General features: G+C 36.4%; 10 protein-coding genes. 6 read left to right on the top strand and 4 right to left on the bottom strand.

From position 1 onward, the window contains the following. Positions 1–361: 361 nt before the first annotated feature. The 3 genes from tsaA to metG form a co-directional block, all read right to left on the bottom strand. On the bottom strand, positions 362–1,111 hold the full coding sequence (tsaA, locus tag AC0L5Q_RS03880; protein ID WP_473614390.1) for a tRNA (N6-threonylcarbamoyladenosine(37)-N6)-methyltransferase TrmO: 750 nt from the start codon (positions 1,109–1,111) through the stop codon (positions 362–364). A 4-nt stretch (positions 1,112–1,115) separates the two neighbouring features. Beyond that, positions 1,116–1,511, bottom strand: coding sequence for an Rcs stress response system protein RcsF (gene rcsF / locus AC0L5Q_RS03875; protein WP_441004050.1), 396 nt, complete (start codon positions 1,509–1,511; stop codon positions 1,116–1,118). Positions 1,512–1,618: 107 nt separating this feature from the next. Next, complete coding sequence (gene metG, locus AC0L5Q_RS03870) at positions 1,619–3,739, bottom strand: methionine--tRNA ligase (RefSeq protein ID WP_473614389.1); 2,121 nt, start codon at positions 3,737–3,739, stop codon at positions 1,619–1,621. Positions 3,740–3,875: 136 nt separating this feature from the next. Here metG and apbC point away from each other — a divergent pair, with 136 nt between their 5' ends. From apbC to AC0L5Q_RS03845, 5 genes are all read left to right on the top strand, one after another. Continuing rightward, positions 3,876–4,973, top strand: coding sequence for an iron-sulfur cluster carrier protein ApbC (apbC, locus tag AC0L5Q_RS03865; protein ID WP_473614388.1), 1,098 nt, complete (start codon positions 3,876–3,878; stop codon positions 4,971–4,973). Positions 4,974–5,024: 51 nt separating this feature from the next. Further along, the gene (gene dcd / locus AC0L5Q_RS03860) at positions 5,025–5,618 is read left to right on the top strand and encodes a dCTP deaminase (RefSeq protein WP_473614387.1); all 594 of its coding nucleotides are present in this window, start codon (positions 5,025–5,027) and stop codon (positions 5,616–5,618) included. 43 nt (positions 5,619–5,661) lie between these two features. Then, positions 5,662–7,005: a hypothetical protein gene (locus AC0L5Q_RS03855; RefSeq protein WP_473614386.1), complete on the top strand. Its 1,344-nt coding sequence runs from the start codon at positions 5,662–5,664 to the stop codon at positions 7,003–7,005. Between the two features lie 544 nt (positions 7,006–7,549). Then, positions 7,550–8,461 carry a 2-dehydro-3-deoxygalactonokinase gene (locus AC0L5Q_RS03850; RefSeq protein WP_473614385.1) on the top strand — a complete coding sequence of 304 codons (912 nt, stop codon included), beginning with the start codon at positions 7,550–7,552 and terminating at the stop codon, positions 8,459–8,461. Positions 8,462–8,465: 4 nt separating this feature from the next. Beyond that, on the top strand, positions 8,466–9,104 hold the full coding sequence (locus AC0L5Q_RS03845) for a 2-dehydro-3-deoxy-6-phosphogalactonate aldolase (protein ID WP_473614384.1): 639 nt from the start codon (positions 8,466–8,468) through the stop codon (positions 9,102–9,104). A 416-nt stretch (positions 9,105–9,520) separates the two neighbouring features. On the opposite strand, the gene AC0L5Q_RS03840 is transcribed toward AC0L5Q_RS03845, so the two are convergent. After that, a complete protein-coding gene (locus AC0L5Q_RS03840) occupies positions 9,521–10,246 on the bottom strand; it encodes a VOC family protein (RefSeq protein WP_473614383.1) in 726 nt (241 codons plus the stop codon). Between the two features lie 616 nt (positions 10,247–10,862). Here AC0L5Q_RS03840 and AC0L5Q_RS03835 point away from each other — a divergent pair. Then, positions 10,863–13,214 (top strand): TonB-dependent receptor, encoded by a 2,352-nt coding sequence (locus tag AC0L5Q_RS03835; protein WP_473618250.1) that lies wholly within the window; start codon positions 10,863–10,865, stop codon positions 13,212–13,214. The last annotated feature ends 40 nt before the right edge of the window (positions 13,215–13,254 follow it).

Below are 13,254 nucleotides of genomic sequence, written 5' to 3'. Positions count from 1 at the left end.
TTCACCAAAAGAGTCTTACTCAAATAATGAATTTCTATGTGAATATAATACTTCATTTTTATGACTGTACTATTACAACCTAATGTTTATACCCAATTTAAATCACTATGTATATAGTGGTTTATAAAATACCGTTATTATGAATATAAATTAAAACATATATGTATATAATAATGTTTTTCTTTATAAAACCACTTCTACTTTTATGTTTATTACTCAAATTATTGATATTCTTAACAGTAAAAAATTGAATAATGTGTGGTTTTTCCTTATCAGTTATTAGCATTTTTCTGATTGTATTTCCGTAAATATCCTTTTAAGAAAGTAGGTGAGTTTGGTTGTTTAATAGATTGGGGGGATTTTAAGCTTCATCATGTTTATGGCTAATACTCGTTACGCTAATGTCGTATAAAGACACGAACTGCCATTGAATATTTAAGTTATAAAGCGCCATGCCATATATTTTGTCATCTTTCTTATTTTGTTTATAAGCAGGTCTCGGATCTTGTTCTAGTATCTGGCGTATAAATGTTTCTAGTTCTGGGTACTTTTTGTTTAAAATTTGTAGGGAGTGTTTAGCCTCATCATTAAAGCTAATAGAAATTGTTTTTTTAGGTGTTTCTTGTGCGTAACTTGCCTGCGCGTCAACAATAGCGTCAGAATAAGGAATGTAAGGTTTTATATCGAGAACAGGAGTGCCGTCTAATAAGTCGAGTCCTGAGATATTCAGTATGACGCTTTTAGCTTGTGTGGTGTTTTCTGGATTATTAATTACTTCAATGCTGTCGAGTTTAACAACAGACATACCAATAGGATTAGGCCTGAAAGTAGAGCGTGTAGCCAAAGCGCCTATTTTAGCATTACCGCCCAAGCGTGGTGGTCTCACTAAAGATTTCCAGCCTTGAGCTTGTGTGCCATGAAAAACAAATATCACCCATATATGACTGAAAGCTTCTAATCCCCGAACAAGTTCTACGGTATTTGCATCGCCTAAAAGCGTAATACTCCCTTTAGCCGAATTGACTAAACCGGGTTGTCGAGGTATAGCAAACTTTTCTTTATAAGGAGAGGAAACCTTGCCAATGTAATTTAACGCTATGCTGTCTGGCATGTTTTTAATTCGTAGAAGTAGGTTTTAAGTAATAAGCTTGTCCATAACAAACTGTTGTAGCAATACATTGTTTTGCTGTACTGCCACCAGTAAGCATAGTGCAACCACTGAATACAATTGCGTTAGCTTTTAGTTCACTGGCTTTTTTTCTCGCGTCTGTGCGTGCAATAATTTCGTTTGGTTTTGCATGATGTGCTTTAAGTTGACAATCTTCACCTTCAACTACACCTAGGTATTTATGTGGACCAGTAATATCAGCAGCAGACGCATAGATTTTAACTTTTGATGGCGCAAAGTAGTTAGTAAAGTTTTCAGCATCTAAATTTGTACTTGTATCAAATTTACTACTACAGCTTGTTAACAATGATAAGGCGAGTATGGTTAAAAGAGTGTTTTTCATTGCATTTCCATTTAGTTTTTTGACAATACTAGTTGTAAAGACAAGTAAGGCGAACATAAGTTCGCCTTTATAAATTATCTAATCTAAATAATGATTAAGTATTAGGTTTACTTAACTCGCATACCAGGTTGAGCGCCATCTTCTGGATTGAGTATCCATAAGTCTTCACCGCCAGGTCCTGCTGCTAATACCATGCCTTCAGACAGTCCAAAACGCATTTTACGAGGAGCAAGGTTAGCAACCATAACTGTTAATTTACCAATAAGATCTTCAGGCTGATAAGCTGATTTTATCCCCGCGAATACTTGGCGAGTTTCACCACCTTCAACTGAATCTAAAGCAAGTTCTAGTCTTAATAGTTTATCGGCTTTTTCAACATGTTCAGCTTTAACAATTTTAGCAATACGTAAGTCAATTTTAGCAAAGTCGTCAAAACTAATTTCAGGAGAAATAGGATCTGAAGCAAGTGGGTTGTTGAAATCCATTTTAGGTTTTTCAACCGCTGCAGGTTTTTTCTTTTTCTCTTTTGCTGGTTTAGCTGCTTCTTCTTTCGCCGCTAGGTTATCTTTCGATGCATCTGTCATGGCATTGATTTTGTCCATATCAACACGTTGTAATAAGGCTTTAAACTTATTAATTTTGTGATTCGTTAATAAAACTTTATGACCTTCCCAAAGTAACTCATCGTTTAAAAATGCTTCAGTGCTTTCTGCAAGCTTAGGTAGAACCGGTTTTAAGTAGATCATTAACGTACGGAACATGTTAATACCAAGCGAACAAATATCTTGTACTTCTTGCTGCTTAGTTTCGTCTTTAACTAACTGCCATGGTTCTTTTATCGCAATATATTCATTAACTTTATCGGCTAATGCCATTATTTCACGCATAGCACGGCTAAAGTCACGATTTTCGTAATGTTGGGCAATACTGTCACCAGCATTCATTACTTCGTCAGCTAACGCTTGATCATCAATATTGGTTGATAACATGCCGTCGAAACGTTTAGATATAAAACTAGCACAACGAGAAGCGATGTTGACGACTTTACCAACTAAGTCAGAATTTACACGCTGTGCAAAATCTTCTAGGTTTAAATCTAAGTCATCAATACGGCTGGTTAATTTAGCCGCGTAGTAATAACGTAAGTACTCAGGGTTTAAATGTTCTAAATAAGTACGACCTTTGATAAAGGTGCCTTTTGATTTAGACATTTTAGCGCCATTAACGGTAACAAAACCATGAGCAAAAACAGAAGTAGGTTTACGGTAACCAGCGCCTTCTAGCATGGCAGGCCAAAATAGGCTATGGAAATAGATGATGTCTTTACCAATAAAATGATAAAGCTCAGCATCAGAATCTTTATTCCAAAAGCTATCAAAGTCGATGTTTGATCTATTACATAAGTTTTTAAAGCTACCCATGTAACCAATAGGTGCGTCTAACCAAACGTAAAAGTATTTACCAGGAGCATTTGGAATTTCAAAACCAAAGTATGGAGCATCACGACTGATATCCCATTGATTAAGCCCAGACTCAAACCATTCAGCAAGTTTGTTGGCCATTTCTTCTTGTAGCGCGCCACTACGCGTCCAGTTTTGTAGCATTTCTTCAAACGCTGGTAAATCAAAAAAGTAATGTTCTGAATCTTTTAATACCGGAGTTGCGCCTGATACAACAGAACGAGGGTTAATAACATCAGTAGGTGAGTAAGTAGCACCACAGTTATCACAGCTATCGCCGTTTTCGTCTTCGCTTTTACATTTAGGACAAGTGCCTTTAATAAAGCGATCAGGTAAAAACATACCTTTTTCCGGATCATATAATTGCGAAATAACACGTGTTTTTATATGGCCATTGGCATGTAATGTATTGTAAATCTCATGAGCAAAGGTTTCATTCTCTTCACTGTGAGTTGAATGGTAGTTGTCGAAGCTGATATAAAAACCAGCAAAGTCAGCCATATGTTCTTCACGCACACCTGCAATCATTTCTTCAGGTGTTACACCTAGCTCTTGTGCTTTAAGCATGATTGGTGTGCCATGTGCATCATCAGCACAAACGAAATAAGTTTCGTGACCACGCATTCGTTGAAAACGTACCCAAATATCTGTTTGAATATGTTCAAGTAAATGGCCTAAATGGATAGAACCATTGGCGTAAGGTAGGGCACATGTTGCTAATATTTTTCGTTTTTCAGTCGTTAGCTGAGATGACTTTGATTCAGACATATAAAGTTTACATATTTAAGGTGGTAATTATGGGGAGAATGGTACAGAATTTACAGATACTTTTCATTAATAATTCTCGCTAAGTGACCAATTAATTAATCTTATTGGTATTAGTTCGATAAAGTGTCTGAAAACCATGTTCTCTAAGTTTTTTTCTAGTAAAACCGTACCTCAAGAATCGCAAGATTTGATTATGAGTTTTTTAACTGAATACCACAGCGATTCTTTTCCTGATGGAATACTTAAAATTAGCTCGGTTCCTCATATTGTTTTAGTTGATGGTTGTATCGTTATTAACGTTGATTTACCTTTTCCTTGTGATGGTGAATTAGATGAGATGAGTGACGCATTAACTGAGTTGCTTAATCAAACCACTATTATTAAACCTGATTATCAAATTAAACCCGTTAGACAACATTCCTTAAAAGGTATCAGTAATATTATTGCGGTTACCTCAGGTAAAGGTGGTGTGGGTAAATCTACAACAGCCGTTAATCTTGCTTATGCACTAATTGCAGAGGGAAGCACTGTGGGGATTTTAGATGCCGATATTTACGGGCCGTCACTTCCTACCATGCTGGGATTGAAAGGGCAGCAACCTTCGTCGAGCAATGGTAAATCAATAATGCCACTTAACGCTAATGGTCTTACGGCTATGTCGGTAGGTTTTTTGGTGGGAGATGAAGATGCAACGGTTTGGCGTGGCCCAATGGCAAGTAGAGCCTTTAGCCAATTATTAAATGAAACCTTATGGCCAGAGCTTGATTATCTTATTGTCGATATGCCACCTGGTACAGGTGATATTCAATTAACTTTGTCGCAAAGTGTGCCTGTTGCCGCGGCTATTGTGGTTACAACGCCTCAAGATATAGCGCTAACAGATGCTATCAAAGGCATTACTATGTTTGATAAAGTTAAAGTACCGGTATTAGGTTTAGTTGAGAACATGAGTTACCACGTATGTGAAAACTGTGGTCATCAATCACATCTTTTTGGTGAAAATGGTGGTGTACATACCGCAAAAGATAAAAACATTCCCCTTTTAGGTCAACTTCCTTTAAATATTCAAATAAGACAAGATGCAGATAATGGTAACTCATCGGTTTTACAAAATAGCACTAGCGATATAACCCTGTTATACCGTAAACTAGCGCGCAATGTAGCAGCTGAGTTGTTTTATCAACTTGATGCAAGAAGCCCGAATACAGCAGATATATGTTTTAGCGACGAATAATTTTTAGATAACAGACATATAACTGCCACATAATTATAGAAGAAAAAAAGTATGAGACTGTCTGATAAAGATATAGAACAATCTATTAACGATGGAAAAATTTGTATTGATCCAATGCCTGATGTTTCAATGATCTCAGGGGTAAGTGTTGATATTAGACTAGGCAACGAATTTAGAGTTTTTAAAGAACATACAGCCCCCTATATTGATTTAAGTGGTCCTAAAGCTGAAATGCAAGAAGCTATGAACTCGGTAATGAGTGACGAAATTCATATTGCAGATGGTGATGCTTTTTTCTTACACCCCGGTGAACTTGCTTTAGCAGTAACGTATGAGTCAGTTACTTTACCTGATGATATTGTAGGCTGGTTAGATGGTCGTTCGTCATTAGCGCGTTTAGGGTTAATGGTACACGTTACAGCACATCGAATTGATCCCGGCTGGTCAGGTCAAATCGTTTTAGAGTTTTATAATAGCGGTAAATTACCTTTAGCTTTACGTCCTAAAATGAAAATAGCAGCATTAAACTTTGAAACGATGTCGAGCAGTGCGTTACGTCCATACAATAAAAGAGATGATGCTAAATATAAAGGTCAGAAGGGGGCTGTGGCGAGTCGTATTAGTCAAGACGATACTTCTGAATAATTAACTTTTATCATATTTTATTACTTGTTTTGTTAGGTGTTTCTTGAAATTAGCATTTAAAATATTAGGACTGCTCATTATTACTAGTATGATTTTTATTAGTATTGTGAGCTTTCTTGCACTGCAATCCCAACCTCAATTTAAAAACTACAATGCTGTTAATGTGCAAGCGGCTACCCAAAGCAAAGCGGCAGCGAAACGTTTTATAGACTCTTTAAAAAATAAGAAACAGCCTGTTTTATTGTCTTTATCTCAAACTGAAATTAATGGTTTGAATGCCTTGCTAAATCGAGCTTTTCCACAAATTTCATCTGATGTTATTATTCTAAATGAAGCAGCTAAAATTAAGGTGTCGATTGAATTGCCTTTTCCTAAGACATTTAAATATTTGAATATTTCTGGTGATCTGCATCCTTCTAATAACGGTATAAATCTCGGCGATGTTAATGTAGGTGGCTTAACATTTTCAGGTAATCAACTGGTATCTTTTAGCCGTTGGTTTGTTGATTGGTTTATACAAGATAAGCTAGGAACAAATTTAGTTTCTATGGTGCAATGGGTTAAGCTAAACGATCAACATATACGTACAAGCTTATTTATTCCACAAGAAATGAATGAGTTAAATAAAAGTTCTTCGGCACTTTTTGCCTTAAGAGATAACCTTGCTCTTTTTGGTGATGTACCTAAAATAAAATTTTATCATCATGCTTTAGCTGAGCATTTAGATCAGCTAGAAAACCCAGCCAGTAAAAATAGAAAACTCGCTTACTACATTCAGTTTATGTTTACGTTAGCACATCAGCAAACATCTGTAGCGAACACCAGCCAATCACAAAGTAAAAAGCGTGCGGTACAAGAAAACTACTCAGCGTTAATGGCGTTGGCTCTTTATTTTGGTTCTGACACTTTTGAATTACTTGTTGGCGATGTTTCAAATTTAAATGAAGCACAAATAAGGAAACGAAACTTTTTAAGAAATAAAGTGACTTTACGTAACCGTATAGACTTACAAAAACACTTTATTTATTCTGTTGCTTTACAATTGTTTGGCAATAGCTCAGCAAGTGATGCCATTGGTGAAATAAAAGAATTCCTAGACAGTAACCCCGGTGGTAGTGGTTTCAGCTTTGCAGACTTAATGGCTGATAGGGCTGGAACTCGTTTAGCTAAACTAGCAACAACGTCAGAGGCATCAGCACTTCGATTACAAAAACTATTCAGTAAAAATATTGAAGAAAGTGACTTCATGCCTGAAATTCATGGCATACCAGAAGGTATTTCAGCGGATACATTCAATCTTGATTACCGAGATGTTGATTCAATAGAATATAAAAAAATGATTTCGGTTCTTGATGAACGGTTAGCAGAATTAACTTTGTACGATTAGATTGTGATATACCCATTACCACTCAAGGTCCCACTGAAACCGGCATCTTGAAGGGTTCGCGTATAACTATAAAAATCATTCTTAACATTGTCTATTTATTTAAAATATGGTGTCTTTTGATTGTTAACATTAATATGTAAACTTAGGTGTATAAAATATTCCTAATACCTTAGCTAGTTAACCTCAGCTCGGGATAAGCAAAGTTACTCAACAAGCTATTTTTATGCCTAACTTCGTTGAATTTATGACTAATAGCCTGCTATTAGATAGAAAAATTCGCCTTGTTATACACAAAAATATCAATGTTGAGAGACTAATATAGCTTAAGAAAATAACGATATATATTAAATTGTTGATAAGTAATAGCTTTAATTCATTCACTAACATTCATTAACCCGAGTTGAGGTTAATTAATTAGATTGAAGCACTGGAATAAGAATGAGTAAGATCTTAATGAAAATCCTAGGTTAGCTTGGGAAATGTTTTTCTGTAATAGCTATTTCATTGATGAGTGAAATGGCTATAAATATGAGTTGTAATATAAATGAGTGATATAAATAAAACAGCAAGCCACTTAATTGTGGACTGGGGTACGACAAATTTTCGTGCGTTTGTAATGAATGCAAAGGGTAAGATGCTAGATAAAAAAGAATTACCTATGGGCTTGTTACAAGTTGATGACGGTAATTTTGCTAAAGCATTAAAAAGTGTTTTAAATGGCTGGATTGAACATTTTGAATTATTGCCTATTTATATGGCTGGTATGGTTGGATCTCAATTAGGTTGGGTTAACGTAGAATATGCAAGCACTTCGATTGACGAAGCAGGCTTACTTAAAAAAGCACATCGTTTTGATTTACCGTGGGGACCACAAGCGGTCATTATTCCAGGAGTAAGCCATCAATCTGAAACAGGCGCTTATGATGTAATGCGTGGTGAAGAAGTTCAACTTTTTGGTTTAGCCAAAATAGTTAAACAAAGCTCTTTAGATGCTATTTTACCTGGTACACACAGCAAACATGCTAATTTTATTAATGGTAAAATGACGAGTTTTTCATCATTCATGACAGGCGAGCTGTTTTCAGTTATTTCAAAATATACCATCTTAGGTAAAGGTTTACCGGAACAGGTTGATAGCCAAGTCGCTTTTACTCGAGGCGTAAAAGAAGGGCAGTTAACCAATAGTTTAACGAGTACCTTATTTGCTGCAAGAACACACAGATTATTTAATAATATTGAAGAAAATGAAGTATTAGATTATTTATCAGGTTTATTAATTGGTAACGAATTAAAAAGTTTGAAGAATAACCACGTATTTTTAGTGGGTGGTAAAAGTTTGTGTGAAAGATACAAAACAGCTTGTACCGAACTCTCAATATTTTCAACTTATATCAGTGGTGACGAGTGTTTTCTTGCTGGTATGGCAGATTTAATCACCGTTTTAAATGAAGGTTAAAATAATGACTAAAGGTTACAAACTTGAAGAGCATCTTCCCTTAATAGCCATCATTCGTGGCGTATTACCTGAAAACGTCGTGCGCATTGGCCAAATCTTAATTGATGAAGGCTTTACAATGATTGAAGTGCCATTAAATAGCCCTGATCCATTAGTCAGTATTAAAAAGCTAGTTGACGCTTTTGGTGATAAATATCTTATTGGTGCTGGTACGGTTACTACGCCACAAAAAGCTAAAGACGTAATTGCGACAGGCGCTAACTTAGTGGTTACACCTAATATGAATACAGAAGTAATTAAACTTTCTGTTGCTGCTGGCTGTGCAACTTTTCCAGGTATAGTTACACCAACTGAAGCATTTGATGCCATAGCTGCTGGCGCAACAGGCATTAAGTTATTTCCTGTTTCAGCTTTAGGTTTAGATGGTTACAAAGCATTAAAATCTGTATTACCTCCCGAAACACTTTCTTTCCCTGTTGGCGGAATTGATCCTACTGTAGAAAGTATGAAACCTTTATTAGATATTGGTGCTAACGGTTTTGGTTTAGGTTCATCTTTATATAAACCTAATATGACAGATGAGCAAGTACGTGCAAATGCAAAGCAATTTGTTGAAACATTTAAAAGTCTCACCTCTAAATAATTGAACTATGGTCTGTTGAGATTTGCTGATTGTTTTTACATCAGCGTTAGCCTTTTATACAAGGCAGAGGATATGTTTCTATTCTACTCTAATAGGCGATAATGTTGTATAAATGGCAAATAAACGCTGTTCTACAGATCCGTTTAAATGCTTGTTGCTCATTGTTGCAATGAATTTACATAGCACAACTATGCTAGATCCCTTGCGCCGCGAGCAACAAGTATTTAATTCAAACAAAATTTAAACATGAAAGATCAACAGACTCTAGTTAAAACTAAGTAACCTATTTGTAATCATTTTATTTAATAGTCGTTGCGCTTGTAAAAGGTTATTCCTGCTGCAATCTATTATTAAATATCGCTGCTCCAGAAATTACGATTGTTGTGGTTTTATCAAATTCTACATTTAGATACTGTTTACTTTAATTGTACTCGTCCTTTGGGGCAGTCGAGCAATACTTGCATTGTGGGATTACGACCATCTAAATTTTCAACGATAATTTCCAGTCCCAAGATATTAAAGAGTGTTTCGAGTTCATCTGATTGAGAGCTAATCACCATTAATGAATGAAACTCACAACCTATTGGAGATGTAGCGGCTGGATGTGGCGATCGTTTATCCCATTGAATGAAGAATGGAGAACCATTAATTACAGGATCCTTAATGGTCATCGAAGTCCACATCAAGGTATCTCCGTTTGGTAAAGTACGTCCTCCTGGTTTTAGATCTGTTGTATGGTAACCATGTTTTTGAAGCCAACTTTTAGTCGTCTTAATATCTTTTGTTGAAACAGCAAAGCGCATAGGAGTCGCATGATCAAAAGGTAAAAGCCACTCTGCTAACTTGGGTACTTTGTTTTTTTCTTGAGGTGCTAACACCTCTAAGTATGTTTGCGGGCCAAGTGATATTAGAGAGTTTTGAGTTCCTCCAGGGTGCAATCCACCAAAGACGGTATCAACTCCAGTTATGTCCTTAATTTGCTTGCTTCCTTTATTTAGATCAGAAGCAGCAACAACAATATGATCTATACGCAGACTACCGTTATCCTTTATTTTGTCAGAATAACTCTGTGCCATCACAGAACAAACCGTAAAACTATTTAACATAAATGTTAATAACACTATCAGATTACTTCTTGACATAATTATCACCTTTTATATACGAAATTTAAACGCCCCAAAATTATCGTTTATTGAGAACGATTATATACCCGTTACCAATCAAGAGGCTATTTCAGAGCACTTGAGCGATATCAATTCAAGGCAATGCTTTGTAATAATGGTCGTTCCCTTATAAAAAGCACTACGAAGGGGATATATACTAAACACATCAAGTTAATATGTCACTTTACAAATCTGGGAGGCTTTAGTAACACTTATTATTGATGGTAACTATTCTATGTGGTTGCTTTGAAACTCCGCTGTTCACTATATGAATACCATCTTTTGGTATTTCTAATTCGATTATTTCAATATCGTCATTATATTTAACTTTCTGAATGGTCGCTTTCATCGGAGAACGATACAGTCTATTAAATACTGTGTGGAAATATTCATCCAGCATGAGGACTTGCTCCAGAAATTTACGGTACGCTAGTTAAAAGATCAAAACATATAAATTATGTGAAAGTTATTTAGGTGGCTCAAGGTCTTAATGCCCATCAATAACATAATATCCCCGTTGTTATTCAATATGCAGGTTATAGTTGCAACTCATATCTTTATATAGCAAGGGGATAAAATAATAGTGAGTAAAAGTTTGAAGCACGCACATTTGGCTTTATCAATAGCCACCGTATTAAATATCCCTTTTGTTGGCTATGCCGCACAAGAATCAAAAGATAATGCATTAGAAGTGATTGAAGTGCTAGGACAAGCAAATAATTCCCAAGGCTTATCAGTTAAAGATGCCGCTATTGATGGCCCATTTGGTGATAACTTAGCGCTAAAAGATATCGCACGTTCTGTTACGCCTATTTCCAGTGAGTTAATTGAGCAACTTAACATTACGACATTACAAGATGTTTTAGCGGTTAGCCCAAACACATACTCGGCTAGTGGCTTTGGTGCGCCAAGTTTACCGACTATTCGTGGTCAGTTAGGTGAACTGTTTCAAGACGGAACTCGACGTCAAGCAGGTAACAATGGTTTTGGTGTACCGTTATCATTTAACTCGGTAGAACAAATAGATGTAGTGAAAGGTGCTCCACCGGTGTTATTCGGCTCAAGCCAACGTAATGGTGGTTTTGTTAATTTACATTCTAAAACCGCTTCAACAGATGAAAGCAAAGGCAAAGTTAATTTATCGGCAGCACGTTGGGATCAATATCGAGCGCAAGTTGATTACACGGGCGCTATTATTAAAGATAAAGTCGGCTTTAGAATAAGTGCTGAACATATAGATAACGGCAGTTTTTATGATTACGCGGGTATGGAAAGCGACAGCTTATATGCTGCATTACGTATTTTACCTGACGATAAAAGTAGCTGGGATATAAACTTTGAATTATTCCAAGTTGAATTTACCGACAACGCGGGCATTAATCGCCCAACACAAGCCTTGATTGACAATGGTTTGTACATTACAGGTCAAGGCGTTCAAAGCAATGGCAGTACTGTACCAGCAGCAGGTTCAATTGTTTCTCCAACAGGGCAAGTTAAATTAGATAGAAGCACGGTATTAACAGATCCAGACAATCAAAACGAAGCCACTACCTATTTATTACACAGTGTTTATAAACGTGAACTGACTCCAAGCTTGTTGCTTAAAAACACAACGTATTTTCAACACTTACAACGTGAAGAAATTTCACAAAACAGTTTTGTTGAAATTATCGATGGCGCAGATACTGCACAAAATAGAACAGAACTTAGTTATTTATGGAATAGCGATCAGCAAACTATTTTTGCTTTAGATGTGCGCTACAACAAAGTATTAGGTTACAGTCAATTTACAACTGAAGCTGATTCACCTATTGATTTAACGGGCCCCATTTCAAATCGTCGTATTCCTTTAACCGCAGAACAACAAGCGCGTTTAGTTGAGCTTCGCCCCGGTGTTTTTGTTTCACCAGGTGCGCAATACGATACGAATAACGATGGTACGGGCGACTTTAATTTGTCAGATACTACCGATTCACGCTCTATACAAACAGGTTTAGCCATTCAACACGATTCAGACTGGACTACTAATTTACATACTACTGTTGGCTACCGCGCAGACTTTTATGATGTTAAAGCAAGTGATCCTATAGCACCAGAAGGTCAAGTTGCAGCAAGCGACAGCATTCATGAAGTATTACATTCAGCGCATTTAAGCTTTAATTATACGCTTACCAGCGACTTTACTGCTTATGGTACAGCGAGTTATAACGAAGCGACATCAAACAGTATGGCAGGTGGTACCGCATTAGGTGGTGGTAACATTATTAGTGAGCAAAATTTTGCTACTGAAAATACGTTAGTTGAAGTTGGTTTGAAATACGCGCCCACTGATAGCGATTGGTATGCTGATGGCGCTGTATTTAGTCAACGTCGTAGTTTACGTAATAGAGACGGTAGTAATACCGGTATTCGTACACAAGGTTTTGAAAGCCAAGTGTTTTACGATGCTTATCCTTATTGGATAAGTGCAGGTTACAGCTATATTGATGCAAGTTACGACAATTCAGCAAGCAGCCAAGACTCTGCTCAAATAGCCGATGCGTTTGATAATTCACGTCCAGACATTATTGCAGGTACAAGTGTTGGTGCACCAAGCTTTACTTCTTTTGCTCCGTCGAATAGGCAAGTACAAGGTATTCCTGAGCAATCTTTTAGTGTTAATGGCCAATATTCAATTAGTGCGCAATGGCAAGCGGGTTTCTCTGGTCTATATACCAAGAGTTATCCATTAGACTTTTTAGCAACGGTTAATATTAGAGATCAATACACCCTAAACGTTAATACCAGCTATACCTTTACGCCAAGTACAAAATTACGTTTTGACGTAAATAACGTGACTAATCAAAAGAATTGGCGTCCAGTATTTGAAGGCGGTTACTTTGGCGCAACCTTAGTATTTCCTGAATTACCCATTAACGCCAAGTTAACCCTTACTCATTCTTTCTAAAAGTACGGGTATATAACAACAAGTTTTAAAAACACACTTT

The sequence above is a fragment of the Pseudocolwellia sp. G5-9 genome (assembly GCF_055808995.1).
Note: the sequence above shows the minus strand (reverse complement) of the source record. Positions and strands in the feature narration are given on the sequence as shown.